The organism is Gordonibacter urolithinfaciens (assembly GCF_900199375.1).
GTDB lineage: Bacteria > Actinomycetota > Coriobacteriia > Coriobacteriales > Eggerthellaceae > Gordonibacter > Gordonibacter urolithinfaciens.
In genome coordinates, this window is record NZ_LT900217.1 from 1,547,877 (window position 1) to 1,573,514 (window position 25,638).

Consider the following 25,638-nt stretch of genomic DNA (forward strand, 5'->3'; position numbering starts at 1 on the left):
TCGCTCTTAGAATTGAACCTTGGGGGCGACGTCCGCCCCGGCTGCGGCATCGAAGCTGTCGCGCTGCTTGAAGCCCATCATCCCCGCGAACAGCACCGCCGGGAACGTCTGGATGGCCGTGTTGAACTTCATGACCGTGTCGTTGTAGCTCTGGCGCATGTAGCTGATCTTGTCCTCGGTGTTGGACAGCTCGGCCTGGAGCTGCTGGAAGTTCGCGTTGGCCTTGAGGTCGGGGTAAGCCTCGGCCACGGCGAACAGGTTCTTCAGGGCGCCGGTAAGGATGCCGTCGGCCTGCATCTTGCCCTCCGGCGTGGGCGCGTTCATCACGGCGGTGCGCGCCTGCGTGACCTCCTCGAGCGTCCCGCGCTCGTGCGAGGCGTAGCCCTTGACCGTCTCCACGAGGTTCGGGATCAGGTCCAAGCGGCGCTGCAGCTGCACGTCGATCTGCGCCCAGGCGTTGTCCACCATGTTGCGCAGCTTCACCAGGTTGTTGTACAGGCCGATGATGGCAACGACCAGGACGACAACGATGACGAGGATGACAATCAGTGGGATGCTCATAAGCTCTCCTTTGCTATTACGTAACTGGGATTTTAACATCTTGGGTCACGTATGGGGAACATAGATTGAATCTGTAACCCAGGGCATCCTTCTTTAGTACGAGCCGTAGGCGGACAGCGGAGCGCTGCATCCCCCTTTCGGGCCATAGCGGGCGGCGGGAGCAGCAGCTTGTCGGGACGGGCCGCGGTAGGACGGCTCACGGTCATAGGCGGGACGGCGCCGGTGGGGCAGATTGCGGGCTGGTTGCAATCGGGACGGCGCCGTCGACCGGAGCGGGAGGCGCGGCTTCGGGCGGGTGCGCTCAGCGGGAGGGGACGGCGGCGGCGCGTACCCGGCCGAACGTCGTGGCATGGGCCCACCAGCCGCGCAGACGGGCCTGGGCGGCGGCGCGACCGGCGGCCTCGAACGTGTCGCAGAGCGCGAACACGGCCGACCCGCTGCCCGACATGAGGGCCTGCTGCACGTCCGGGCACGCCTCGGCCCACGCGCGCACGTCGGCCAGCGCGGGCAGCAGCGACTCGGAGGCGGCCGCCAGGTTGTTGCGCAGGGGCACGTCCTGGGCGCGTGCGGCGGCAAGCGCCGCGTCGCGGTCGGATGCGGCCACGGGCACCGGGCACTCGTCGAACGCCCGGTACGCGGCAGCCGTCGACACGCCGCCCGCAGGCCTCACCAGCACCACGGGAGAGCCCATGGGCGCAAGCTCGCGCACGAACGCATCGCCCGCGCCATCCAGAACGGCGCATCCGCCGTGCAGGAAGAACGGCACGTCGGCGCCCAGGGTGCGCGCGACCTCCTCGATGCGCGGGTCGTCGGCGGCCAGCCCCCACAGCTGTGCCGCGCCCACGAGCGCCGCGGCGGCATCGGACGAGCCGCCGCCCAGCCCCGCCTCGGCGGGGATGCGCTTCTCCAGCAGCACGGACACCTGCTCGCACTCGCTGCGGCCGATTGCCTCGGCGAGCCGGCGGATCGCCCTGCTCACGATGTTGTCCTCGGGCGGCACATCGAGCGGGGGCAGGCCCTCGGCCACGCGGCAGTCGAGGGCGATGGAGAGGCCGGCGGGGCCTTCGGGTTGCGCGGGCGCCAGCCGCATGCGCAGCACGTCGTGCATGGTGAGCGCGTGCATGACGCTCAGGGCCTCGTGGTAGCCGTCGGGGCGCCGCTGCCCTATGCCCAGGAACAGGTTCACCTTGGCAGGCGCGATGACCTTGACGGCTCCCGGGCCACCGAACGCCGCCTCGTCGACCTTCTGCGCGGCACGCGCCGCCGCCAGCATGTCCACCGCATGCGGGTCGCTCGCGGGCGTGCCGGCTGCAGGCTGCGGGTTCGCAGCTGCCGACCGCGCCGAAGCCGGGCAGGCGGGAGCTTGCGAGCCTGCGGCGGCCGCCTGCCGTCCCGGGTCGGAGCAGGCAGACGCCGCCCTCTCGGGAGCGTCGGACACATGGGTGCCGGGGAGGTTCTCTTCGTTCTGGTTCGTCATCGGGGCTCCGTTCGTTTCCTTCTCTTGCGCGCGAAGAACGCACGCAGCATCTCCGCGCACTCGTCGCCCAGCACACCGGGCGCCGCGGTGAAGTTGTGGTTGAGCCGCTCGTCCTCGTTGATGCGGTACAGCGTTCCCAGCGCGCCGGCCTTCGGATCGGGCGCACCGTACACGCAGCGGTCGATGCGCGCCTGGTGCATGAGGCCCGCGCACATGATGCACGGCTCCAGCGTCACGTACACCGTGCAGCCGGCAAGCCGCCACGCGCCGAGGGCGGCCGACGCCTGCCGCATGGCCAGGAACTCGGCGTGCCCCGCCGGATCCCGCGTCGTCTCGCGCAAGTTGCACGCTCGCGCGATCACCCGCGGTTCGGCCAGGGGGCGGCGGGTCGCAGGGTCGATGGGCTCGTACACCACCACGGCACCGATGGGCACCTCGCCCAGCCCTTCGGCGCGACGCGCCTCGTCGATCGCCAGGCGCATATAGTCCTCGTCGGAAAGGCGCGGCCGCCAATGAGCGGAAACGCGGGCAGCCTCCTGCGCCGTCAGGCCGCTCGGCACCGCCGTCTCCTCCGGCCTGCACGTTCGGGACGCAGAGGCCGCAGGTTCGCAAGGGGGAGCGTCGGCTCTGTTGTCTTCGTCGTACATACGGATTATTATATGGTATCCTTTGCTTGCTTTTCGGAACCTCTTTTCGAAAAGCGCATGCGGCGAACAAATGTTTCACGTGAAACATTGCCGTGCGGAGCGCCCCTCGCGGACAGCGCCCGCATCCCCCATCGCGGAGGAATGGCCGAGTGGTTGAAGGCGGCAGTCTTGAAAACTGTTGACGTTCACGCGTCCGTGGGTTCGAATCCTACTTCCTCCGCCAGAGCGCAACGCGCCCGGAAGCCAGCGGCTCCGGGCGCTTTTTTCTGCGGCAGCCGACCGGTTACTGCGTCGTCCGAGCAGGTATTGCGGCGCCCGGCCGGCCGGGCGGGTGCTGCGGCAGCCCGCCGGTTACTGCGGCGGCCGGCCGGGCGCGGGCCGGCGCGCACGTCGCCGTCACGCCCTGCGCAGCGCAGGGTCGCGCAGCAAAAACACCGCGACCAGGGCGGTCGAGGCCACGTCGGAGGCCAGCATGCCCCAGAACACCGACTCGAGCGGGGTGGCGCCCGTCAGCTGCGGCAGCACCAGGGGCGCTGCAACGATGAAGGGCAGCAGGAACACCACCTGCTGGCAGAACGTGAGCAGGATGGCCTTGTTCGCACCGCCGATGGCCTGGAAGTAGTTGGTGCCCGTGATGCGCACCATGAGGATGGGCATGGCCAGCAGCGACACCCGCAGCGCCCACGCCGCGAACGCTGCGGTTTCCCCGTGGAAGCCGAACAGCCCCATGAGCAGCGCCGGGTCTGTTTCCACCAGCAGCCATACCGCCGTCAGGCAAGCCGCGCCTGATGCAAGGGCCACCCTCACGATGGCGCGCACGCGCACGCGGTTCCCCGCGCCGTAGTTGAAGCCGACCAGCGGGCGCGCCGCCACCGCAATGCCGATGGCGGGCACCAGCGCGAACTGCAGCACGCGGTTGATGGCCCCGGACACGGCGAGCGCGTCGTCCCCGCCGATAGCCGTCGCGGCTCCATAGCCCACGATCAGCGCGTTCATCACCAGGTTGAGCGCGGCATCCGATCCGCGCACGATGAACGACGGCATGCCCAGCAGCGCGATGCACCCCATGAGCGGGGCGTCGGGCCGCAGGTCGCGCACGCGCAGGCGAAACGGCATGTCGCGCTTGAACAGGAGCGCCAGCGTAACCACCAGGGACACCCCCTGTCCCAGGACCGTCGCCCATGCCGCGCCCGCTATGCCCCAGCCCCAGGCCACGACGAACGCATAGTCCAAGCCGATGTTCGCCAGCGCACCCGCCACCTGCACCAGCAGCGTGCGGTTCGGGAAGCCCGCGGCGCGCAGGAACGTGTCGATGCCCAGCGAGAAGCCCAGCGCGAACGTGCCGAACACGGTGACGACCAGGTACGTCTTCGCCTGCCCGAGCACCGCCCCCGACGCTCCCGCCAGCCCCAGCAGCGGATCGGCCCACCACAGCACGGTCGCCCCCAGCACGACGGCCAGGATGAGGCGCATTACCAGGGCGTTCCCCAGCACAGAAGCCGCCCCCTGCCGCTCGCCGGCGCCCAGGCGCAGGGCGACCACGGCGGTGCCCCCGTCGCCGATGAGCATGACCAGGGCGTTCAGCAGCGTGACGAACGGCATGGCGATGGCGGTCGCGGCCACGCCCGCCGAGCCCAGCGCCTGGCCCACGAACATACCGTCCACGAGGATGTAGAAGCGCGATACCAGAAGCCCCGCAACCACGGGGACGGCGAACCGCGCCAGCAGCCGCCCGACGGGATCGGAGCCCATGCGCACGGCGGCCCGGGGCGCCATGCGCCCCGAAGCGCTTTCCCTCCTGCCGAGCCGACCCATCGCTCCCCCGTCTGCCGCTCTCCCCGTTCAATAGTGACATGTCAATGCCACGTCCTATGATACCGGCTTTCCCCGCATATGCAAGGCCGGGCGCCGCACGGTGTGCAGCGCCCGGCCATCGCGGAGGGGGCGGGAAGACGGATCGGGGAGGTTCGAGCCCTCGGGCTCGCTATGCTCCCGAACGCGCGACGTAATACACGTTCGGCTTCGTACCGTACTCCTCGCCGAGCACCCGCACCTGCTCGGCGGCCAGCAACCTGGCCACCTCGCTTTCGGGGTCGTCCAGGTCGCCGAACACGCGCGCATCGCCGGGGCAGGCGCGCACGCACGAGGGCCCGATGCCGTCGGTGTAGCCCTTGCTGCGGCAGAAGTCGCACTTGTACACCTTGCCAACCTCGAAGCCTCCGTACATGACCCGCTCCTGCTCGGTCAGGCCGCTTCCGGGAAAGTACCCCTCTATGCGCTCGCTCAGGAACGTGCGCACCTCGTAAGGGCAGGCGGCGATACAGTACTTGCATCCGATGCACTTCCCGTGGTCGACGCGCACCACGCCGGCCTCGTCGCGGTACGACGCGCCCGTCGGGCACACCGACACGCAGGCGGCCTCCTCGCAATGCCCGCACAGCATGGGCGTGTAGCGCGCAGTGGCGTTCGGGTACGCGCCCTCCTCGCGCAGCGACACATGCGAGTAGAACATGCCGGGAGGCGTGCCGTTGGACTGCTTGCACGCGACCGTGCACGCGTTGCATCCCACGCAGCGCCGCAGGTCGATGACCATTCCGTATCTCATAAAGTCCCCCTTACGCCTTGTAGACTTTGACGGCAACCGAGTTGTTCAAGTTGCCCATCATGAAGCCGATGTCCCGCTCGTCGTCGTTGAGCAGCGTGTTGTAGTGCGGCCCCTCGTGCGCGAAGTCGACGAGCCCCGCGCCCTTCGCGCCCCACTTGCCCGAGATGGCGAGCGTGGAGGGATGGATCATCTCGGAAAGGTGCAGCACGCCCGTGGTCTTGCCGCCGTACATGGACTCGACCACCACCTGGTCGCCTTCGGCCAATCCCAGCTCGTCGGCGCGCGACGGCGCCACGAGCACCTTCTTCAGATGAGGGTCGAAGCGCTGCTCGATGTCGTGCAGCCAGTGGTTGTACGACAAGCCCGTGGAGTCGTTCACCTGGAAGTGCGTCTTGAACTGGAGCACCTTGAGCGGAAACTCCTCGGTGGGGTGCATGCCCTCGAACTCGAAGAACACCGGTGCGCCCGAGTACTGGCGCAGCACCTCGTCCAGGTCGGCGTGCGGGAATTCGATGTCGTTCTCCTCGATGAGCGCGCGCAGCATCTGGGCGCTGCGGGCGTTGTAGCGGAAGTACAGCGGCACGCGGTACGCGTTCTCGGGATGCCAGTGCCAGATATAGCCCGACTTCACGTCGGGCTGCGTGTACCCGACTACCGCGCACTCCTTCACCGCGTCCCAGCCCTGCTCGCCGAACTGCGTCTTCAGCTTGCGCTCGCACACGTCGGCGTATGTGTAGGGCTCCTTTGGGCTGAGCGCGTACTCGTCGGCGATGCCGCCGGGCTTGCCGGGCAGGAACTTCCCCTGGAAGCCCTTGTTGGCGATGCCGGTCATCTTCGGCAGGATGCCCAGGCGGGACGCCCATTCGATCAGCAGGTCCTCCTGCTGGCGCGTGTCGAACACCGGCTCCACCACCGGCTTGCGCGCCTCCAGCACGCGCAGGCTCTTCACGTAGTCCGACGCGCTCTTGTTGGATATCCAGCTTGCATTCCACAGCGCGTAGCGCTCGAGCGCGTGGTGCTCGGGCAGCACCACGTCGGCGAACTGGGTCATCTCGTCCATCCACAGCGAGATGGTGAACGTGAAGGGGATCTGCTTGAGCACCTCCACCACCGCCTCGGGGTTGGAGTTCGAGCGCAGCGGGTTGCCGCCACCCAGCACCATGTACACCTCGGGCTTGTAGTCCAGGTAATAGCTCTCCGGGTCGAGCGCGGCGCGCCACACCAGCTGCATCACGTGCAGCTCGTGGGGATAGAAGCACTCCAGCTTGTAGCTTTTGGGCGGGAACGACAGCTTCTCCTGGCCCACCGCCTGGTTCCTGAAGTTGTCGGAGGCCGGGGGGAGCAGCATGCCGTCGTCGTCGGTGTCCATCACGTGCAGGTCGCCATGTTCGAGGCCCAGGATGCCGCCAGGCACGTCGATGCAGCCCAGCAGCTCGTTCACCACCTCGATGGCCTTGAACAGCTCGACGTTCAGCGGATTCGAGTTCGAGCCGCGACCGGGCGCCAGCACGCCGGCGGGACGGAACGGGAACGTCTCGCCGTCCAGCTCGATGGTGGAGCCGATGAGCGCGTGGTCCACCAGCTCGTTGGCGATGCGGCGGATGGTATCGGCGGGCACCGACGTGATCTCCTCCGCCCATTCGGGCGTCATATCCGCCGTGTAGTCCTTGATGAGCTGCAGGCAGGTCTTCACGTTCTTACCGCCCACCGCGTACTCTCCGAACAGGGCGTACGTCTCACCCGACGACGTGGAACGGAACCGCCGCGGCTGCCCCCTCGTCCCACACGAGCGGCTTGCCCGTGGCCTCGTCGCGCGCATAGTCCTGGAAGCACACCTTCGTGCCCTTGAGCTCCTCGGACACGTCCTCTATGAGGTACGGCGCATTCGTGCGCACCTTGAGGAAGTGCTCGTCGACGTCTTGGCGCTCGTACAGCATCACGTTCACCAGCGCCCAGCACATGGCCACGTCGGTGCCGGGCACGATGGGCACCCATTCGCCGGTTTGCGCCGCGTTGGTCTTGCGCGGGTTCACGCAGACGATCTTCATGCCGCGCGCGACCGAATCGACGTACTCCTTGGTGTTGCGGTGCGCGAGCCCCCACTCGTCACCCACGGAGCGGCCCATGATAACCAGGCAGTTGCAGCGCTCGGTGTCGGCGCGGTCGACCTTCGTGCCCTTGGTGCACATGGGGCCGAAGTGGTCGGCGCACAGCGGGCCGGAGGTGGTCAGGCCGTTCGGCGTGCCGAAGGCGCTCTCGAATATCAGGCGCTTGAACGAGTCCTCGTTGCCGAAGCCCGTCTGGGTGAACAGCGTGCGCGGGTCCTTCTCCAGACAGGCTTTCAGCTTCTCGGTGGTGATCTGCAGGGCCTCGTCCCAGCTGATCTCCACCCAGCCGGGGTCGACGTCGAGGCCCTTCTCCGGGTTCGTTCGCTTGAGCGGCTTCTTCACGCGGTACGGGTGGTACAGCCCGCCCAGAACCGACAGGCCGCGCGGGCAGAGCCTGCCCTGGTTCGTAGGCGAATTCGGGTCGCCCTTGATCTCCACGGCCACGCCGTCGACCACTTTCACCTGCGTGCCGCAGATGGGGTTGTGGCAGGCCGGGCACGTGGCCGGCTTCCACTCCTCGACGGGGGCGGCGTGCGCCTGCTCGGGCGCGAGCGGCGAGAACCAGGGGCTGGCACCGGCAGCCTCGGCGCCCAGCATAGCGGCGGCCCCCGCCGCTGCGGCGCCCTTGAAAAACGTGCGGCGTGTGAGCGTCATGACGCCTGCACCTCCTTTGCGTTGGCGGCCGCAGCCGGATTGGCGGCGGCGGTGGAACGGGCGGCGAGAATGCGCAGGGCCGCCGCGTACACGAGGGTCCCCACGCCCACGGCGCCCGCGAACACGACAAGTTCCATCGCGTCGAACGGCGCCGCACCGGCGGCCTCGAGCTCGGCGAGGGGCACGACGGACTGGGTCGCCTGGAAGATGGCCAGCTTGAACAGCGGCACGGCGGCGACGGCGCATGCCGCGGCCACCCGTGCGACGAGGGCCGAGGCGGCCGGCAGCGCCAGCAGTACGACGGCGGCGAGACCCATGACGGCCGCAGCCCAGAACAAGGGCGAAGCGGCGATGGCGGCGAACTGGGCTCCCAGCACGGTGCCATCGCCCTGGTTCAGCACCACGTCGAACACGAGCGACGCCGTCATGACCAGCGCGGCTCCCGCCAGCAGCGCGCGCCATCCGCGGCGCGCGGGGCCGCACAGCACGACGATGGCTATGCCGAGCGCCGCCGCCTGGATGAGCGCCGGGCCCGCGCCCAGCAGCACGCCCCACGCGTCGCGGCCGCTGCACGTGGTGAGCAGCCATGCCTCCACCGCCAGCAGCGCAAGCCCCGCGACGACGCCCGCGAGGGCGAACGTCCTTCCCGCCGCCTCGCCCTTCCCGGCGAACAGCGCGGCTGCAACGGCGAACGCGATGCACAGCGGCAGCACGATGGCGTCGAAGAACACCGGCGAGGCCGGGTTGGCCGAAGCGTACGTCAGCAGGATGGCCGCCGGGTTGCCCAGGTCGACCACGATGAGCACCGATGCCACCACGAACAGGGCGCATGCGACGGCGTAGAGCACGCCCATGTCGCGCGCGCCAATGGCGCCCGCCCAACGGGCGATGCCCGCAACCATCAGCAGCCCCGCGCCGGCCGAGGCCGCAGCGTAGAACAGCGCGATGTAGAACCCCCAGGGGTAGTGCGAGCCTCCCGCCATGCTCTGGTTCGCCATCTGCACGGCGAACGCCGCCGCGCCGACCACGGCCAGCACGATGCCGGCGACCCACACGGCCCTTGGCGGCGGCGCGATCGCAGCCCCCGGCTCTCCCGTCGCCGCCTGTGCGGCCGACTTCGACAGATCGCTTTCCATGAATCCCTCCTTCTTCTTGGTCGTCTGGAAGCGCAGACCGGGCTTCCTTCCCATTACCCGGTATGCTTATTGACATGTCTATTGACTTGTCATTTGTGAATCCTAGCAACCGGCTGTTGACATGTCAAGACAATGACCGTATATTCTTCACCAGCGAAGGACGAGCGAAGCGAGGGGATGCGGGATGGAAGACGCCCGGAAAGCGGCAGCCTGGTACGGCTACGGCGCGCACGTGCTGCTGGACCCGATAGAGGTACCGGGAACAGCCTACGTCGTCGATCTGGCGAAACGCACGCGGATGCTGCTGGAGTCGACCGAGGCCGAGGAAGCTGGAGCGGCGGGCGCGACAGGCGCGACGGGCGCTGCCGATACGGCGGGGGCGGTGGGCGCGGTAGGCGTCACGGCTGCAGCAGAAGCGACAGGAACGGCATGCGCGGCCGGGGCGGCGGACACGACCGGGGCGGCGGATGCAGCCGGGGAGGCGGATGCTGCCGGGCGTAGCGGGCTTGCCGCTTGGTGCAAGCGCGTGGAGGATCTGGTAGCGCGCGGGGTGGAAGGCGCCGATGCGCTCGCCGAGGAGCAGCGGGCCGTCGCCGCAGACCGCACGCGGCTCTGCCGCGGCGTCAGCCAGGACGGCCCGCTGCCCCCCTACGAGGCGTACTATCGCGAAGGTGCCGTCGAGGGCGATGTGTCTGCCAGCTACCGGCGTGCCGGCGTCCGATTCGACGGCACGGCCGAGCGCGACGACTATCTGGGAGTCGAACTGGCCTTCCTCGACTGCCTGGTCCGCGCCGAGGAGGCCGCATACGCACGGGGCGACGGTCCCGCAGCCGCCGCATACGCGCAGCAGAGGCAATCCTTCGAGCAGGAGCACCTCCCCTGGGTCGCCGCCTTCTGCACCGCCGCGCTTCCCCACGCGCGCACGGCGTACGGCAGGGCCGCGCTCGAAGCGCTCGCCGCCCGCTCTGCGCGCGGCAACCAACCCGAATGTTTCACGTGAAACATTCGTTCTGATTCTCCCTTTGACGCGCAGCGCGCCTCCCGTTGATAAAAAACTACCGAATTCGGAAGATCAGGACCGCTTTACGGCCGAATCTGAGGGTGCTTCCCTGCAAAATGCCTGGTGAATAAAAATATTCATATAGTCAGACCGTGCGATCTTTCCTAATTCGGTAGTTTTTACCATTGCAGTTGGTTATGCGTCAAAGGGAGGGTCAGAATATTCGTTCGATTATTTGAAGCAGCAGGGAGAAATTTGCCACGTGCCGCGGCGGGTTTTCGGGCAGGCGGCAGGAGGCGGGCGGATCGCCCAGATCACCCTTTAGCGCGGGAGCTCCAGGCGGGCGAGGAGGTCGCCGAGCTGGCGGCGCTCTTGCTCGTCGAGGCCGCCTTGGGCCTCCTCCTCCCATGCCGAAACGAGCTCTTCCACCTTGACGGCCGCCTCGCGGCCCGCGGGCGTGAGGCGCAGCACGTTGCGCGCGCGGTTCTCGGGATCGGGATGCACGGTGATCAGCCCTTTTTCGGCAAGGCTGCGCGCGGCGCGCGTGATGAGCGCCGGGTCGCGGTGCTGGCGCTGCGCGATGTCGCTCTGGCTGACCTTCAGCGTGCCGTCGCCTTCGCTCTCGCGATGCACCAGGTAGATGAGCACGGGATACTCCGACGACCCAATCCGGTACTCCTTGAGGTGCCGCGAGAGATACGCCTGATACTGGTTCACCGTGAACACAAGGCGTTGCGCCAGATTCACGGGTATGGAGTCTTGAGTGTTCATACGCCCATGCTAGCACGTTCGTTGATATATCAATCGTCGACCCACAGAAACAACAAAGGCGCGGCACCGCCGAAGCGATGCCGCGCCGAAACCCTTCGAGCGCCGATCTTGCCGGTCCTGCGGTAGCGAATGCTTCGCATGAGGCATCCGTTCCCTTGTTGGCCGCGCGGCTTGTCCTACCGCTCTTCCATGGCCACGTAGTCGCGCTTGCCGCTGCGGGTGGACTTGTAGGCGGGACGGATGATGCGCTTGCCGGAGACTATCTCCTCGAAGCGGTGGGCGGCCCAGCCGGACATGCGGGCGCAGGCGAACAGCGGGGTGAACAAATCCTCGGGGATGCCCATCATGGAGTACACGAAGCCGGAGTACATGTCGATGTTCGCGCACATATCCTTGGCCGTGCCCTTCTCGCGCAGGATGACCTCGGGGGCCAGTCGCTCGATGGACTTCAGCAGATTGAACTCGGCCTCGAACTCCGTGCCCACGGCAAGGCCCTCGGCGAACTGCTTGCAGATGATGGCGCGCGGGTCGCTCTTCGTGTACACCGCGTGGCCCATGCCGTACACGAGGCCCGTTTTGTCGAAGGCCTCCTTGCGCACGATCTTCGCCAGGTAGTCGGCCACCTGGCCCTCGTCTGACCAGTCGGCCACGTTCTCCTTGATCTCCTGCTGCATGGCCAGCACCTGGTGGTTCGCGCCGCCGTGCTTCCAGCCCTTCAGTGAGCCGATGGCGCCGGCATACGTGGAGTACGGGTCGGTGTCGGACGAGGTCAGCACGCGCGTGGTGAACGTGGAGTTGTTGCCGCCGCCGTGCTCGGCGTGCAGGCACAGCATGACGTCGAGCATGCGCGCCTCCTCCGGCGTGAACTGGCGGTCGGGACGCAGCATGGAAAGGATGGTCTCGGCCGTGGACTGGCCGGGTATGAAGCGGTGCATGATCATGGACTCGTTGTTGTAGCGGGCCCGCTTGGCATAGTACGTGAGCACCATGATGCGCGGCAGGCGCGAGATGAGCGAGATGGCGGTGTGGATCTCATGGTGGGCCGAGCGATCCTCCGCGTCGGGATCGTAGGCGTACAGCAAGAGGATGGTGCGTGCCAGCACGTTCATGATATCGGGCGGCGTGTCGCGCATGATCATAGACGCGGTGAACCCGTCGGGCAGCTCGCGCTGGCCGTCGAGGACCTCGATGAAGCGGTCGAGCTGCTCGCGCGTGGGCAGCTCGCCCATGAGCAGCAGGTACGACACCTCCTCGAAGTTGAAGCGGTGCTCGGCGGACTGGTCGCCCAAGAGGTCGTACACGTCGTAGCCGCGGTAGCGAAGATGGCCCTCGTCGGCGATCTTCTCGTTGTCCGACACCACGTAGCCGTGCACGTTCGCGATGTTCGTGAGGCCGGCCACCACGCCGGTGCCGTCCGCGTTGCGCAGGCCGCGCTTCACGTCGTACTGCTCGTAGTAGGCGGGGTCGATGGAGTTGATGGTCTTGAAATTCTCGTAGAGAGCGATCTTCTTCTCTTCTTCTTGCATGCAAACCTCCCTGCGTCATGGACGGCCCCGCTCCCGCCGTGCATTGCCCGAGACCCGGCGAGACCGGGCGCAATGCGAAGCGAATGGCGGGGAAATCGGATGGTCGTCCGTTCGTGCTTTAGTATGATAAAGCCTTGGGATACGCCTTCACAGCACTTTCCGGCGAATAACAGAGGGAATCTTCATGTGGAAGGTCAGCGGAGCGGAGGAGGGCGCGCCGCCATCCGACCGGAAATGGCGGATGCGCGCACGGAGCGGCGGTGACGGGCAAATGACGGTTCGTATGCGGACGGCAGGGCGGGCGATGGCTCAAGGGGCGGAGCGCTAAAATAGCCGGTACGACACGGTGCCCATCCAGTGAAAACGAGGCGTCCATGCTCTCATCCCTGTTCCAGCTGCTCATCGAGAAGCGCGCTTGGTTTTTCGACCTGTTCCTTCAGCATATAGGCATCTCGTTCATATCCATTGCGCTGGCGGTCCTCATCGGGTTGTCGCTGGGCATTGCCATCGCCCAGTGGCGGCGCGGCGCGAAACCGGTGCTCGCGCTGGTGAACTTCGTGTACACCATCCCGTCCATCGCACTGTTCGGCTTCCTCATCCCCGTCACGGGCATCGGCGACCTCACGGCCATCGTGGCGCTCACCGTGTACGCGCTGCTGCCGATGGTGCGCAACACCTACACCGGCCTCACCACCATCGACCCCGCCATCATCGAGGCGGCGCGCGGCATGGGCTCCACCGACCGCCAGCTGCTCTACCGCATCGAGCTGCCGCTGGCCGCGCCCATCATCATGAGCGGCATCCGCAACATGGCCACCATGACCATCGCGCTGGCCGGCATCGCCAGCTTCATCGGCGCGGGCGGCCTGGGCGTGGCCATCTACCGCGGCATCACGACAGGCAACGAGGCCATGACGTTGGCGGGCAGCGTGCTGATCGCGCTGCTGGCCATCGTCGTTGACCTGCTGCTGGGGCTGGCCGAGAAGTCGACGCGCCGCCACCTCGAGCCGTCGAGCGCGCACCGTCGCAAGCGCACCGGAACGCAGAAGGAAGCGGGCCAGGACTTTCGTCGGCGCACGGGTGCCGTCGTGGCCGCGGGCACGGCCGTGGTGCTGATCGCGGGCGGGGCCTTCGCGTTCGCGAATCGCGGCGGCGGCGACAACGTGGTGAACATCGCGACGAAGCCCATGACCGAGCAGTACATCTTGGGCGAGATGCTGAACACGCTGATCGAGCACGACACCGACCTCGCCGTGGAGCTGACGCAAGGCGTGGGAGGCGGTACGTCGAACATCGAGCCCGGCATGGAGAAGGGCGACTTCGACCTCTACCCCGAGTACACCGGAACAGGCTGGAACGCCGTGCTGAAGCACGAGAACACCTACGACGAGTCGATGTTCGACACGATGCGGCAGGAATACGAGTCGCAGCTCGGCCTCACCTGGGTGGGGATGTACGGCTTCAACAACACGTACGGCCTGGCCGTGAGCAAGGACGTGGCCGAACGCTACGATCTTCGCACATACTCGGACCTTGCGGAGGTTGCGGGCGGGCTCGCGCTCGGCGCGGAGCCCGACTTCTACGACCGTCAGGACGGCTACCTCGGCTTGCAGGCTGCCTACGGCATGGACTTCGGCAGCACGCGCGACATGGACATCAGCTTGAAGTACCAGGCGCTGTTCGAGAACAAGGTGGACGCCATCGTCGTATCCACCACCGACGGCAAAGTGGCTGACGATCGCCTCGTGGTGCTCGAGGACGACCAGCACTTCTACCCCTCGTACCTCTGCGGCAACGTGGTGCGCCAGGACACCCTGGAAAAGCACCCCGAGCTGCGCGACGAGCTGCTGAAGTTGCAAGGAGCCATCACCGACACCGACATGGCGCGCATGAACAACGCCGTTGAGACGCAGGGGCAGGAACCGAAAGCGGTGGCCGATGCGTTTTTGGCCGAGAAGGGGCTGATGTAACATGGAAACAACATCCGCGCAGACGCGCCGCTCAGGATCCTTCGACCCCGACAGCCTCACCGCCTCCGCTCGGGACGACAAGAGGGAAGCCGCTGACGGCGTTCGGAATGACGGACGATGCCGTACCGCCTCCGCCCAGGACGACACGTGCGCGCCCGCGGTGGCGTTCGAGCACGTGACCAAGCGCTTCGGCGACGCCGTGGCCGTGAACGACGTGGACCTCGCCATCGAAGAGGGCGCTTTGGTCGCCATCATCGGCAGCTCGGGCTGCGGCAAGACCACGTTGCTGAAAATGGTGAACGCGCTGGTGATGCCCGACGAGGGCGAGGTGCTCGTGCACGGGCAGGCCACGTCGAGCGTCGATCCCATCGAGCTGCGCCGCACCGTCGGCTACGCCATCCAGGGCAGCGTGCTGTTCCCCCACCTCAGCGTGGAGCAGAACATCGCATACGTGCCCACGCTGCTGAACAAGCGCGATCGCCGCCGCACCGAGGCGGCCGTGGAGAAGTGGATGGACATTATCGGGCTGCCGCGCGACATCATGGACCGCTACCCCGCCGAGCTGTCGGGCGGTCAGGCGCAGCGCGTCGGCATCGCCCGCGCGCTGGCAGCCAGCCCCGATATCCTGCTGGCCGACGAGCCGTTCAGCGCCGTGGACGCCATCACCCGCAGCAGCCTGCAGGACGAGATCAAGCGCATCCACCGGCAGACGGGCATCACCGTGCTGTTCGTGACACACGACATCGACGAGGCGCTCGACCTCGGCGACAAGGTGCTGGTCATGGAAGCCGGCCGCGCCGTGCAGTTCGCGCCGCCCTGCGAGATCCTGCGCAGCCCCGCCACCGAGTTCGTCGACCGCCTGGTCTCCCGCAAGCAGAGCGTGTACGCGCGATAGGGCCGCACGAGCGTGACAAAGGGACGGGGATAATGTCTCACTCCCCGCTGTGCTCGAAAGCAGTAGGGCTCCCGAGAGTGTGACATTATCCCCGTCCCTTTGTCACGCCCCCAAACATTCCGCTACGCGCACGTAAACGATGCCCATGCCGAGCTTGCTCGCCGTGTCGGCGCCTTACGATTGGTTCCAGCGTACCGTTCGTCCGAAAGATGGGAGAAACCATGTCCGACAAGAAAACGCCCGAGGAAAACGGCTCCGAGGAAAAGATCGTCATCCCCAGCAACGAGGAGGTCTTGGAAGTCGTCGAAACGCCCGACGAGATCGATGTCATCGATGTGGGCAACAAGGAGTCCGCCAAGATCATCGAGAACTGGTCGGAAGCCAAGTAGGCAGCCAAGACGCGCCTCTGCATTCCTGCTGTCCGCATCAGGCGTGCGCCCGATGCGGACAGCGCTTGGTGCTCGGGCACCGGCAAGCTGCGCGCAACCAACGCTTCACGGGAAATATTTCTCAAACTTCTTAAAAATAGCCGTTGACAGAGAAGATGGTTACCGGCATAATAGCTTTTGCTGTTTCGACGTGCGCCGTTACCTCAGCTGGATAGAGGGACTGACTACGAATCAGTACGTCGGGGGTTCGAATCCCTCACGGCGCACCATTTCAGCACTTTCATTCCGCAACGACTGGCAGCAGCACGTGCGGTTTTTTTATTGGTCGAGCGAAAGGGACTTTGTTGAAGGTTCGAAAATCGAAACCTCACAGTAAGTAGTCCTCCTTCGATTCCCTTACGTCGGCGGTCGAAGGACGACTGCCTGCGAGCAAACACGTAAGGGAATTCACATGCTCTATCTCTCTCAAATGATGGGAAAGCCCGTCGTCGATGCGACCGGCGAGAAGATCGGCACGATCTCCGACCTGGCCATCTCCACCGGCGAGGTGTTCCCCCGCATCACCAGCCTGGCCTTCCAGGGGCCGGGCAAGGTCCCGTTCATGATCTCGTGGCGCAAGTACGTCGAGGAGTTCGACGAGGACGGCATCAGGCTGTCCGTGCCGGCCCACGACATCCGCTTCAGCTATCTGCAGCCCGAGGAGATCCTGCTGGCGCGCGACCTTCTGAATCGCCAGATCGTGGACACGCAGGGCATGAAGGTCGTGCGCGTGAACGACCTGAAGCTCTCCATCTCGGGCACGCAGCTGCGCCTGCTGGGCGCCGAGGTGGGGGCGCGCGGCATCCTGCGCGGCCTGGCGCCGTGGCTCGAGCGCGCCGTGGTGGCCGTGGCGAAGGTATTCGGCAAGCGCATCGACGAGCAGATCATCGCCTGGAACTACATGGACCTGCTCGACCGCGACCTGTCCGAGGTGCAGCTGTCCGTGACGCACAAGCGCCTGGACGAGCTGCATCCCGCCGACGTGGCCGACATCTTGGAGCAGCTTGACCCCCAGCAGCGTGCCAACGTGTTCCAGCACTTGGACGACGCCCAGGCCACCGAGGCCATCTCCGAGATGGAGGACGAGTACCAGGCCGACTTCATCGAGGACTTGGACGACGCCCGTGCCGCCGGCCTGCTGGGCAGCATGGACCCGGACGACGCGGCCGACATCGTGCGCGACCTGTCCTACGAGAAGGCCGAGACGCTGCTGCGCCTGATGGGCGTGGAGGACGCCACCGAGATCCGCCGCCTGCTGGGCTACAAGGACGGCACGGCCGGCGGCATGATGACCACGCAGTTCGTGTCAGTGCACGCCACCGACACGGTCGGCGAGGTCATCGAGGTGCTGCGCGAGCTTCCCGAGGACCACCCCACCGTTCACTACGTCTACGTGCTCGACGAGTACGACGAGTTCGAGGGCGTTCTCAGCCTGCGCACCCTCGTGCTCACCGACGACGCGAGGCCCGTGGGCGACGTCATGTACGAGGACGTGATCTCCGTACCGCCCGACGAGACGGAGGAGGACGTGGCGGCCGACATCTTCAAGTACGAGCTTCCCGCCATGCCCGTGGTGGACGAGCACAACATGCTGCTGGGCATCGTCACCGTCGACGACGCCTGGGATGCCATCGAAGAGGACGTGAGCGGCGACAAGACGAAGGCCACGGCCCTCAAGGCGGTGGGTATCGTGCTGGCCTCCCTGCTGTTCCTGGGACTGTACACGCTGGTGCTGCTGCAGGTCATCGGCTACGCCGGGAGGTAGGCCATGATGGTGAGGAACCGGGAGGAGCGCCCGGCCCGCGCGCAGCGCGAATGGGGCAGCTTCAAGATGACGAAGGCCGGAGGCGAGGGCAAGGCGCCTGCGCGCGCCGTGCCCGCCGATGCCGCGGAGGGGGGCGCCGATCCCGCCCAAATGCCCGCCGAGAAGAAGCCGAGCAAGCTGTGGCTGCTGCTGGCCGCGCTCGGTCCCGGCGTGGTCACGGCCATGGCCGGCAACGACGCAGGCGGCATTTCCACGTACTCCACCGTAGGTGCGAAGTTCGGCTACGCGACGCTCTGGGTCATACCCATCATGTGCGTGCTGCTCATCGTGGTGCAGATGACGGCTGCCCGCATGGGCGCCGTCACGGGCAAGGGCTTCGCAGCGCTCATCCGCGAGCGTTTCGGCATTCGCCTGACCGCGCTGGCCATGCTGGCGCTGCTCATCGGCAACGTGGCCACCACGTTCTCGGAGTTCGCCGGCATCGCCAGCGGCATGGAGATGTTCGGCGTGTCGAAGTACCTGGCCGTTCCGGTGGCCGCCGTGGCCGTATGGCTCTTGGTGGTGGGCGGCAGCTACAAGCGGGTGGAGAAGGTGTTCCTCGTGCTGTCGCTCGTGTTCGTCACGTACATCGTGGCTGCGTTCATGGCGCAGCCTGACTGGGACAATGCGCTGGTCAGCACCGTAGTGCCGCACGTGGTAAGCGACACGAGCTTCGTCTCGCTCGTCATCGCCATGATCGGCACCACCATCGCTCCGTGGATGATGTTCTTCGCCCAGAGCAACGTGGTGGAGAAGGGCGTGGGCGTGAAGGACTTCTTCTCGCAAAAGGTGGACGTGATCGCCGGCACTATCGCCGCGTGCCTCGTGGCGTGGTTCATCATCGTGACCACGGGCGCCGTGCTGTTCCCGCAGGGCATCGAGATAGAATCGGCCGCCGACGCCGCATCGGCCCTGGCGCCGTTCGCGGGACACTACGCCGAGGCGCTGTTCGCCATCGGACTCATAGCCGCATCGTTCTTGGCAGCGTGCGTGCTGCCGCTTACCACGTCGTTCGTGATCTGCGAGGCGTTCGGCTGGGAGGCGGGCGTGTCGTTCAAGTGGAGGGAGGCGCCGCTGTTCAAGAGCATCTTCACGTTCGTGATTGCGTTCTCGGCCATCGTGGTGCTCATCCCGGGAATCGACCTCATGGGGGTCATGCTCACGGCGCAGTTCGTGAACGGCCTCATCTTGCCGGTGCTGCTGGTATTCATGGCCATCATCTCGGCCGACAAGCGCGTGATGGGCGCGTATCGCTCGCGCGCGGTGTCACGCGTGCTCATCTGGCTGACCGTGGGCATCGTCACCGTGCTTACGGCAGCGCTGCTGGTCATGCAGATGCTGGGCATCGGCTAGGAGCGCGAGGCCGGGATGGCGATCGGCACTGGGGCCGATGCGGCCTTCCGCAACGGCAAGCTGCGCAGGGCGCCTAAGGAGCCCAGGGCAGCGGAATATCGCCGAGCACGCCGGCAGGCGGCATAGACGGCCGACGTACGGGGCGCGTCTTTCAGACGCTAGGCGTTCTCGGCGAGGCGCTTGCCCTCGTCCTCGAGGCGCTCGGCCAGGAAGAGGCGGCGGTTGTCGCCGTTCTTCACGCTTTCGAGCAGCATCTCGATGGTCAGGCTGTCCAGGTAGGCGTCGAAGCTCTCCTCGATAAGCTGATAGGTCTGCTTCACGCCCTGCACCATGGCTCCGTCCTTGCGGGACGAGCGCTTGGCGCGGGTGGAGGCCTTCGCATCTTCCTCGAGCGCCTTCATGATCTGCAGCACGGTGATATCGGACGGCTCCTTTGCCAGCCGATAGCCGCCGTGCTTGCCCGGCCGCGCCTCGATGAGGCCCGCGTTGCGCAGCAACTGGGCCAGCTGGATGAGATAATCACGCGGTATGGACATGTCCTGCGCGATGTCTTTGGAGGAGCACGTGGTACCCTGTGCGGCCAGGTACAGGATGGCGCGCATGCCATAGTCCGTCGATGCCTTGAATTGCACGATGTCTCCTAACTCGCCGCTGCTTTCGGTAGGCTAAGATGCCTGCTATAAGCGACTTTCATATATATACGCTAAATGCTCAAACATGTCCCGAATAACACAAAAGACGCCGTAAAACAGCGTCTTTCAAACATGTACGCTCCGAAGACCAGCAGGGCGTTCCGGGACGATTCGAGTGTACCGAATGCAGAACGATTATAGCAAGGTCATTGAGCCGATTGCATAGCAAATCGAATGGAAACGGTTACGTCTACGCAATCTTGACCTGCAGTTATCGACTATCGTTAACTATCTGGGCCATCGAATGCAGCCGTCCATTACCGGCGTTGCCGCGGTGTTATACTGGCGACATGGACGAGAAGAAAAACATGCGCGCAGACGTGCTCGGAAGGCGCGACGCACTGGATGCGCAAACGCGAGCGCACAAGTCCGCGACGATTTGCCGCGCGCTTGAACGATTGGTTGAGGAAGCCTGCGCGCCGGTCACCGGCACCGGCAGAACATGCCCTCCCGCCGGTGATTCCGCGGAAGCGAACCAGCAGGGACCGACACATGAAGTTCGGACATATCGGAACTTCGGCCGCCCGCCATGCATTGCCGTGTACGCCGCCATGCGCAGCGAGGTGAACCTGCAAGCGTTCGTTCACGCCGCCTTCGCACGCGGGTGGGACGTGTGCTTCCCCTGCATGGTGCGCGCGGGGGCGGATGATCGGGGGCCAAGCCGCATGGCATTCTACCGCGTGCCCCGCGAGCGCCTCGACCAGGCGCGCACGGCATTCCTTGACAGCCCGCTGCGCTGTCTGCCCTGCGCCGCGCTGTCCGACGGAGGCTACGAGGAAGCGGAGCCCGCCGACCTCGATGCAGTGGCGGTGCCGCTCGTAGCTTTCGACGATGCGGGGAATCGGCTTGGCTACGGCGGCGGCAACTACGACCGCCTGCTCCCCCTTCTCCGGGACGACGCGCTGGTCGTGGGCGTGGCCTTCGACGAGCAAAGGGTGCCGGCCGTGCCCTGCGAACCGCACGACCGCCCACTTGCCCGCATCGTCCACGCGTAGACGGCGGGGATGCACGAACGGCCGGAATGCCACCCTCCTGGTTTTTCGTCATTTCGACCAAACCAGTCGGGGTTTTTGAAATAACAGGCCGTGCGCCTCTTCGCGGCGCACGGCCCGGCAAAACAAGCAACGGCAGAGGCGCGCTAGCCCTTCAAAGCCCCGTACCTGGACTTGTTCAGCACCAGCACGGCCGCCACCATGAGCACGGCGCCCACGGCGAGCGAGATCCAAGGATTGCCCGTGAACCCGGCAATGAGATAGCCCACCAGGCAGATCACGGCCACCACCGACGCGTACGGCAGCTGCGTGGCCACGTGGCGCAGGTGGTTGCACTGCGCACCGGCCGACGACAGGATGGTGGTGTCCGATATGGGCGACACGTGGTCGCCGTAGACCGCGCCGCCCAGCGTGGCACCGATGGCCACCAGGAACAGCGGGTTGTCGGCGGGGAAGACGCCGATCACGATGGGCAGGATGAGCGCGATGGTGCCCCACGACGTGCCCATGGCGAACCCGATGAACGCGGCCACCACGAAGATCACGGCCGGCAACAGAGCCAGCCCCACGCCGATGCTGTTCAGGAAACCGCTCACGAACTCGCCCGTACCCAGCAGGTAGCGGCACGTGCCGCCGAGGCTCCACGCCAGCACGAGGATCATGATGGCGCCCACCATGGAGCGCACGCCCTCGGAGATGCCCTCCATGTACCCGGAAAGCGTCATGAGCTTGCGCGGCAGGAACATGATAGCGGCCACCACGAGCGAAACGCACACGCCTATGCACAGGCCGAACACCGGATTCTCGCCCACGGCGGTGGCGAAGTCGACGCCCTTGAAGAACCCGCCCGCGTACAGCATCCCCAAGATGGAGAAGATAATGAGCACCACGATGGGCACGATGAGGTCGAACACGCGACCCTTCTCGGAGATGGCGATGCCCTTGAACTCCTCCACCGCCGTCTGCGCCGCCTCGTCCAACTCGTCGCGCTCGGCCACCACCGTCTCCATGTTGAACGGCGGCAGCGTGTCGGCGGCCTCGCGGTCGGAAAGGCCGACGGTCGCCATGGCCTCGAGCGCGCTGTCCTTCGGGGGGATATCCTGCTTGGCGCCCTCGTCTTGGAACTCGGCCTTGGCCACGCGCATGGGGCCGAAGTCCTTCTTGGTGGCGCACATGAAGAACACGAACACGATGGTGAGCAGCGCGTAGAAGTTGTACGGGATGGACTGGACGAACGTGGTAAAGCCTCCCTCGCCCAGGTAGCCGCCCACGGCCACGGCCCACGAAGACACAGGCGCGATGATGCAGATGGGCGCGGCCGTGGAGTCGATGATCCACGCGAGCTTCTCGTGGCTGATCTTGAAGCGGTCGGTCACGGGGCGCATGACCGCGCCCACCGTGAGGCAGTTGAAGTAGTCGTCCACGAAGATGATGATGCCGAGAACCGCCGTGAGGATCTGCGCCATCTTCGCGTTCTTGATATGCGTGGCCACCCACTCGCCGTACGCGCGCGAACCACCCGCGCCGGCAATGACCACTACGAGCGCGCCCAACAGCGCAAGGAACAAGAGCAGCGCCCCGTTGCCGGCTATCTGCTCGGCCATCATCTGCGGCACCATGGTGAACGAATCCACCAGCTGCTCGAACCCGGCGCCGTTCAGGCTGAACTGGTAGATAACCATGCCGGTGAACACGCCGATGGCGAGCGAGGAGTACACCTCCTTCGTGATGAGCGCCAGCGCCAGCGCCAGGATGGGCGGGATGATGGACCACACGCCCGTGCTGATAAGGTCGAAGCCTTCCATATGCGTCCCCTTCAGTCGCATCGGATCCGTCAGCGCCGACGAGTGCGGCGCTTGAGTCATGCGCCCTAGTATACGATACGGAAGCGTCGCGAGCAGCGCGAATACCGCTTTTGCGCCGGCACGGACAGCGGTTGATCGCGCGCTTGCAGCTTGCGGCCAGGAGGGTGGCCGCAGCTGGAATGCTTAGAGCTGGAGCAGCGCGACGGCGGCGAAGGGAAGCCAGAGCACGAAGATCGCCACGAACGGCCAGCGATGGGCGTTGCTGACGGCCACGAACTCGCGGATGAATGCGGTGGGCCAGAAGTAGCGCGCGATCTTGCTGCCCACGCCGTCGGCGGCGAGCCCGATCTTGTGCGCGTACTCGGCGGTGCGGAACACGTGGTAATCGCTGGTCACCACGGCGGCGCGGTACGCGCCCGCGCCCGACCGCGCGTCCATGATGGCCTTGGAGTTGCGCAGGTTCTCCATCGTGGTGGTCGAACGGTCCTCCTCGATGATGGCGTCGGCAGGCACGCCGCGCTCCTCGACGAGGTACGTGCGCATGGCCTCCGCTTCCGACACGGCCTCGTCGGCGCCTTGGCCGCCCGACGCGATGATGATCGCGCGGCGCCCGTCGGCCTCCCAGAGCTCGACGGCCTTGTCGAGGCGCGCGGCCAGCAGCGGCGTGGGCTTCGTTCCCGACAGGCCCGCGCCGTGCACGACGATGTAGTCGTAGTCGCGGCGCTTCGGCAGCCGTCGGTACAGCCACGAGTACAGCAGCAGCGCCGCAAACGTGAACGCCACGTACGAGCCCTCCATCAGCACGAGCAGATACAGCGCCAAAAGCAACGGGGGTGCCTGCACAAGCAGGAGAACCGGCCCGCCTACGCAAGCCGTCACGATACCGAGCGCTAGGAGCCCCGGCAGCAAATGCGACAAGCTGAGCCCCTCGCGCCTCACCACCACGAACGTGTTCGCCGTTAGAAACACGACAAGCGCCACCGTGCCGAAGGGGATAGCGGCGAACCCGATGAGCACGAGCCACGGCAGCTCGAACTGGATGGACAAGCCATAGAGCGCGAACAGGCACAACAGCAGGAAGTACAAAGCGTTGCGGAACTGGCGCGGCTCCTTGCGGTAGTTTTTTATGAACAGGAACCCGAACACCAGCGCGGGAAAGTATATGAGGAGCAGCGTGAAGAACATAGACTGGCTTCCGACGGGGTTCGGGAGGATGGGTACGGTCATCGGATAGTATAGCGTTCGACGCCCCGCCGTCACCGAATTGTTCCTTTTGGAGCGGCCGGCCGCGTGCTTCATGTGAGGCACGCGTTAACGCGGCGTGCTGAGCAAATGGCGAGCAAATGAGATTCGGGGCGGATTTGGGGCGAAAAGGACCGCAGCGCTCCTGGTCAGAAGCGCTGCGAGAGGCGAATCGACCTCGGAGCGCTCGGCGAAAGGCATCGAGCGCTCCCAGAAAAGCAAATGGCGAGCAAATGAACTTTCCTAGGCCCAAGAGGGCTCGTACTTCATGTAGCGAAACGAAGTATCGGGATCGACCGGTTTGATGAGATTTCTATCGATCGCCTCTTTGATGAGACGAGAAATTTGCGAAGCATTCGACGATTTCAAACCGAAACGATCTCTCAGGCTCTGATTCGTTGCGAAATCACCTTGCGCATAGCAGATGCACGAGTGCCAATAGCAGGCATCCAAACGCTCTTGCGGACTTAGATCCTTGTAAGCTACAGCCTGTCGCAGCGAAACGCGCATGCTCCTCTCTTCACGAATCTCAATCTTCGGAGCCGGCATGCGAAAATGCTCGCAAGCGCTGATGATCTTATCCCAGCCGCTCCCCGCTTCCTCGCACATATGGAGCCGGCGCATGAGGGCTGCCAGCTTTTCGTTTCTCGACCTCGGTGGATCGTTCACGATTCTGTCCACATCGACAAGAGGGCTGCCCGGATTCGTGAACTCGACACGATGGTCGAAAAACTCGATAAGGGGAGCTGCGCCCGTCACCGTGAAATCTTGGTGAATAAGGGCGTTGGAAATGAGCTCTCTGACTGCAATAGACGGATACGCTGTCACCGTCGTTCGCAATGCACCTCTGATATCCTCCTTCGCAGGAACGAGCTCCATTACGTAATCGTATAGAGACTCCATGCTTACTGCGTAGCCTTGATTAAACACCCGTTCTTTCATCAGGTCTATTCGACCACGGCCGCTGTACAGCATCACGCGAACGGCTTTACGACGCACCGTCGGGAACAAGTCCAAGGTCTTCGCGAACAGCAACACCCCTAGGTTCGTTATCGACAGCAAGCCGTTGTCTTGACGAAGGAGCATGCCTTCCTCAAGAAAATAGTGAATGACCGTTTCAATTTGCTCAGGCCGCGTTGTTCCTGTTAACCTGAAATAAGCGTCCACATCGAGAAGATCGGGCACATCTTTCTCGGCGACATCCTCGATCGCGATTTGATCCTCGAAAACCTCTTGCTGGATTTTCTTCCACAACTCCGACTCTCGAGTTGAGCCGTGCGTGAGTTTTTGGGTGCAGCTGCCCGTGCGAACATACACGATGTTGTCATATTGCACCGGCTGATGGTAAGCGGGCCATATCTTGAGAACAACGACATCGAGCCCTCGATGCTCGTGCTCGATGAATTCAAAATGAGCGTTCGCGCTCAAATGCTGCCGAAGCCACATTTCGAGCTCTTGGTTGCCCTTCTTGCGAGATTTCGGATTGAAAGAGGTGCCGACGATTTCATGAGTGGCATCATCAATGCCCCAAATCTTGTAGGCTGCCGAAGCGTCATGAGCGGCTGCCGCGTTAGCAAGAGCGCAAATATCCTTGGCCTCTTTCTCCGGCTCGGTGAAGTCTCTCTTGAATTCCACGTATTCCGTTTCATTGGGAAGTTTCCGAAGATTCTCAATCAAGGCTCCGATATTCTGCATAGTGCTCCTTCGCTCCATTTTGAACGCTAGCATAGCAACGAAGCAAATGAAAAGCAAACGGCGAGCAAATGAGATTCGGGGCGGATTTGGGGCGAAAAGGACCGCAGCGCTCCTGGTCAGAAGCGCTGCGGGAGGCGAATCGACCTCGGAGCGCTCGGCGCAAGGCATCGAGCGCTCCCAGAAAAGCAAATGGCGAGCAAATGAAAAAACGCCGACCACTGCCCGCGACGTCCGCGGGCGCTTCCGCTACGTGCCCGCCGAACGGATGTTTCTCATG

21 protein-coding genes and 2 tRNA genes are annotated in these 25,638 nt (G+C 65.2%); 9 read left to right on the forward strand and 14 right to left on the reverse strand.

The window, feature by feature from the left end; all coding sequences use genetic code 11:
• Positions 1-6: 6 nt before the first annotated feature.
• From BN3560_RS06695 to BN3560_RS06705, 3 genes are all read right to left on the reverse strand, one after another.
• Positions 7-561: a LemA family protein gene (locus tag BN3560_RS06695; RefSeq protein WP_087191493.1), complete on the reverse strand. Its 555-nt coding sequence runs from the start codon at positions 559-561 to the stop codon at positions 7-9.
• A 301-nt stretch (positions 562-862) separates the two neighbouring features.
• Positions 863-2,038, reverse strand: coding sequence for a 4-(cytidine 5'-diphospho)-2-C-methyl-D-erythritol kinase (gene ispE / locus BN3560_RS06700; RefSeq protein ID WP_227153969.1), 1,176 nt, complete (start codon positions 2,036-2,038; stop codon positions 863-865).
• Entirely contained in the window at positions 2,035-2,598 is a 564-nt protein-coding gene (locus BN3560_RS06705) for a nucleoside deaminase (protein ID WP_241555789.1), read from the reverse strand. Before BN3560_RS06705 ends, ispE begins: the two co-directional genes overlap by 4 nt.
• Before the next feature lie 222 nt (positions 2,599-2,820).
• On the opposite strand from BN3560_RS06705, the gene BN3560_RS06710 reads away from it, so the two are divergent.
• Positions 2,821-2,908, forward strand: a tRNA-Ser gene (locus tag BN3560_RS06710).
• 173 nt (positions 2,909-3,081) lie between these two features.
• On the opposite strand, the gene BN3560_RS06715 is transcribed toward BN3560_RS06710, so the two are convergent.
• From BN3560_RS06715 to BN3560_RS06735, 5 genes are all read right to left on the reverse strand, one after another.
• Positions 3,082-4,461: an MATE family efflux transporter gene (locus BN3560_RS06715; protein WP_157780555.1), complete on the reverse strand. Its 1,380-nt coding sequence runs from the start codon at positions 4,459-4,461 to the stop codon at positions 3,082-3,084.
• A 208-nt stretch (positions 4,462-4,669) separates the two neighbouring features.
• Positions 4,670-5,290, reverse strand: coding sequence for a 4Fe-4S dicluster domain-containing protein (locus BN3560_RS06720; protein WP_096227486.1), 621 nt, complete (start codon positions 5,288-5,290; stop codon positions 4,670-4,672).
• A 10-nt stretch (positions 5,291-5,300) separates the two neighbouring features.
• Positions 5,301-6,998 (reverse strand): molybdopterin dinucleotide binding domain-containing protein, encoded by a 1,698-nt coding sequence (locus BN3560_RS06725; protein ID WP_161959434.1) that lies wholly within the window; start codon positions 6,996-6,998, stop codon positions 5,301-5,303.
• Between the two features lie 28 nt (positions 6,999-7,026).
• Entirely contained in the window at positions 7,027-8,052 is a 1,026-nt protein-coding gene (locus BN3560_RS06730; protein WP_161959433.1) for a molybdopterin-dependent oxidoreductase, read from the reverse strand.
• A complete protein-coding gene (locus BN3560_RS06735; protein WP_123649812.1) occupies positions 8,049-9,188 on the reverse strand; it encodes a hypothetical protein in 1,140 nt (379 codons plus the stop codon). Before BN3560_RS06735 ends, BN3560_RS06730 begins: the two co-directional genes overlap by 4 nt.
• 184 nt (positions 9,189-9,372) lie before the next feature.
• On the opposite strand from BN3560_RS06735, the gene BN3560_RS06740 reads away from it, so the two are divergent.
• Positions 9,373-10,188, forward strand: a complete 816-nt coding sequence (locus tag BN3560_RS06740) for a molecular chaperone TorD family protein (RefSeq protein ID WP_096227489.1) — start codon at positions 9,373-9,375, stop codon at positions 10,186-10,188.
• Positions 10,189-10,509: 321 nt separating this feature from the next.
• On the opposite strand, the gene BN3560_RS06745 is transcribed toward BN3560_RS06740, so the two are convergent.
• Positions 10,510-10,959, reverse strand: coding sequence for a MarR family winged helix-turn-helix transcriptional regulator (locus tag BN3560_RS06745; RefSeq protein ID WP_096227490.1), 450 nt, complete (start codon positions 10,957-10,959; stop codon positions 10,510-10,512).
• A gap of 176 nt (positions 10,960-11,135) precedes the next feature.
• Complete coding sequence (locus BN3560_RS06750; RefSeq protein ID WP_096227491.1) at positions 11,136-12,485, reverse strand: citrate/2-methylcitrate synthase; 1,350 nt, start codon at positions 12,483-12,485, stop codon at positions 11,136-11,138.
• A 374-nt stretch (positions 12,486-12,859) separates the two neighbouring features.
• Between BN3560_RS06750 and BN3560_RS06755 the strand changes: the two genes are divergently transcribed.
• The 6 genes from BN3560_RS06755 (at position 12,860) to BN3560_RS06775 (ending at position 18,935) form a co-directional block, all read left to right on the forward strand.
• Complete coding sequence (locus BN3560_RS06755) at positions 12,860-14,455, forward strand: ABC transporter permease/substrate-binding protein (protein WP_096227492.1); 1,596 nt, start codon at positions 12,860-12,862, stop codon at positions 14,453-14,455.
• Position 14,456: 1 nt separating this feature from the next.
• The gene (locus BN3560_RS06760; RefSeq protein WP_096227493.1) at positions 14,457-15,350 is read left to right on the forward strand and encodes an ATP-binding cassette domain-containing protein; all 894 of its coding nucleotides are present in this window, start codon (positions 14,457-14,459) and stop codon (positions 15,348-15,350) included.
• A gap of 221 nt (positions 15,351-15,571) precedes the next feature.
• Entirely contained in the window at positions 15,572-15,739 is a 168-nt protein-coding gene (locus tag BN3560_RS14330) for a hypothetical protein (protein WP_154270079.1), read from the forward strand.
• Between the two features lie 192 nt (positions 15,740-15,931).
• Positions 15,932-16,008: transfer RNA gene (locus BN3560_RS06765), tRNA-Arg, on the forward strand.
• Between the two features lie 182 nt (positions 16,009-16,190).
• Entirely contained in the window at positions 16,191-17,543 is a 1,353-nt protein-coding gene (locus tag BN3560_RS06770) for a magnesium transporter (protein ID WP_087191196.1), read from the forward strand.
• Positions 17,544-17,609: 66 nt separating this feature from the next.
• Complete coding sequence (locus BN3560_RS06775) at positions 17,610-18,935, forward strand: Nramp family divalent metal transporter (RefSeq protein ID WP_406565868.1); 1,326 nt, start codon at positions 17,610-17,612, stop codon at positions 18,933-18,935.
• 158 nt (positions 18,936-19,093) lie between these two features.
• On the opposite strand, the gene BN3560_RS06780 is transcribed toward BN3560_RS06775, so the two are convergent.
• On the reverse strand, positions 19,094-19,567 hold the full coding sequence (locus tag BN3560_RS06780; RefSeq protein WP_096227495.1) for an RrF2 family transcriptional regulator: 474 nt from the start codon (positions 19,565-19,567) through the stop codon (positions 19,094-19,096).
• Between the two features lie 368 nt (positions 19,568-19,935).
• On the opposite strand from BN3560_RS06780, the gene BN3560_RS06785 reads away from it, so the two are divergent.
• The gene (locus BN3560_RS06785; protein WP_231897419.1) at positions 19,936-20,622 is read left to right on the forward strand and encodes a 5-formyltetrahydrofolate cyclo-ligase; all 687 of its coding nucleotides are present in this window, start codon (positions 19,936-19,938) and stop codon (positions 20,620-20,622) included.
• Between the two features lie 143 nt (positions 20,623-20,765).
• On the opposite strand, the gene BN3560_RS06790 is transcribed toward BN3560_RS06785, so the two are convergent.
• From BN3560_RS06790 to BN3560_RS06800, 3 genes are all read right to left on the reverse strand, one after another.
• Positions 20,766-22,424 (reverse strand): Na+/H+ antiporter NhaC family protein, encoded by a 1,659-nt coding sequence (locus BN3560_RS06790; RefSeq protein ID WP_096227496.1) that lies wholly within the window; start codon positions 22,422-22,424, stop codon positions 20,766-20,768.
• Between the two features lie 183 nt (positions 22,425-22,607).
• Positions 22,608-23,651: a YdcF family protein gene (locus BN3560_RS06795; RefSeq protein ID WP_231897357.1), complete on the reverse strand. Its 1,044-nt coding sequence runs from the start codon at positions 23,649-23,651 to the stop codon at positions 22,608-22,610.
• Positions 23,652-23,909: 258 nt separating this feature from the next.
• Positions 23,910-25,361 (reverse strand): ATP-binding protein, encoded by a 1,452-nt coding sequence (locus BN3560_RS06800; RefSeq protein ID WP_161959432.1) that lies wholly within the window; start codon positions 25,359-25,361, stop codon positions 23,910-23,912.
• Positions 25,362-25,638: the final 277 nt, after the last annotated feature.

Excerpts from the sequence above, each read along its gene's own strand:
- BN3560_RS06760 (WP_096227493.1), top strand. The coding sequence starts at position 14,457 with ATGGAAACAACATCCGCGCAGACGCGCCGCTCAGGATCCTTCGACCCC.
- BN3560_RS06740 (WP_096227489.1), top strand. The coding sequence starts at position 9,373 with ATGGAAGACGCCCGGAAAGCGGCAGCCTGGTACGGCTACGGCGCGCAC.
- BN3560_RS06750 (WP_096227491.1), bottom strand. The coding sequence starts at position 12,485 with ATGCAAGAAGAAGAGAAGAAGATCGCTCTCTACGAGAATTTCAAGACC.
- BN3560_RS06800 (WP_161959432.1), bottom strand. The coding sequence starts at position 25,361 with ATGCAGAATATCGGAGCCTTGATTGAGAATCTTCGGAAACTTCCCAAT.
- BN3560_RS06790 (WP_096227496.1), bottom strand. The coding sequence starts at position 22,424 with ATGGAAGGCTTCGACCTTATCAGCACGGGCGTGTGGTCCATCATCCCG.
- BN3560_RS06730 (WP_161959433.1), bottom strand. The coding sequence starts at position 8,052 with ATGACGCTCACACGCCGCACGTTTTTCAAGGGCGCCGCAGCGGCGGGG.
- BN3560_RS14330 (WP_154270079.1), top strand. The coding sequence starts at position 15,572 with ATGTCCGACAAGAAAACGCCCGAGGAAAACGGCTCCGAGGAAAAGATC.
- BN3560_RS06795 (WP_231897357.1), bottom strand. The coding sequence starts at position 23,651 with ATGACCGTACCCATCCTCCCGAACCCCGTCGGAAGCCAGTCTATGTTC.
- BN3560_RS06735 (WP_123649812.1), bottom strand. The coding sequence starts at position 9,188 with ATGGAAAGCGATCTGTCGAAGTCGGCCGCACAGGCGGCGACGGGAGAG.
- BN3560_RS06715 (WP_157780555.1), bottom strand. The coding sequence starts at position 4,461 with ATGGCGCCCCGGGCCGCCGTGCGCATGGGCTCCGATCCCGTCGGGCGG.
- BN3560_RS06755 (WP_096227492.1), top strand. The coding sequence starts at position 12,860 with ATGCTCTCATCCCTGTTCCAGCTGCTCATCGAGAAGCGCGCTTGGTTT.
- BN3560_RS06695 (WP_087191493.1), bottom strand. The coding sequence starts at position 561 with ATGAGCATCCCACTGATTGTCATCCTCGTCATCGTTGTCGTCCTGGTC.
- BN3560_RS06745 (WP_096227490.1), bottom strand. The coding sequence starts at position 10,959 with ATGAACACTCAAGACTCCATACCCGTGAATCTGGCGCAACGCCTTGTG.
- ispE (WP_227153969.1), bottom strand. The coding sequence starts at position 2,038 with ATGACGAACCAGAACGAAGAGAACCTCCCCGGCACCCATGTGTCCGAC.
- BN3560_RS06785 (WP_231897419.1), top strand. The coding sequence starts at position 19,936 with ATGCGCGCAGACGTGCTCGGAAGGCGCGACGCACTGGATGCGCAAACG.
- BN3560_RS06770 (WP_087191196.1), top strand. The coding sequence starts at position 16,191 with ATGCTCTATCTCTCTCAAATGATGGGAAAGCCCGTCGTCGATGCGACC.
- BN3560_RS06720 (WP_096227486.1), bottom strand. The coding sequence starts at position 5,290 with ATGAGATACGGAATGGTCATCGACCTGCGGCGCTGCGTGGGATGCAAC.
- BN3560_RS06775 (WP_406565868.1), top strand. The coding sequence starts at position 17,610 with ATGACGAAGGCCGGAGGCGAGGGCAAGGCGCCTGCGCGCGCCGTGCCC.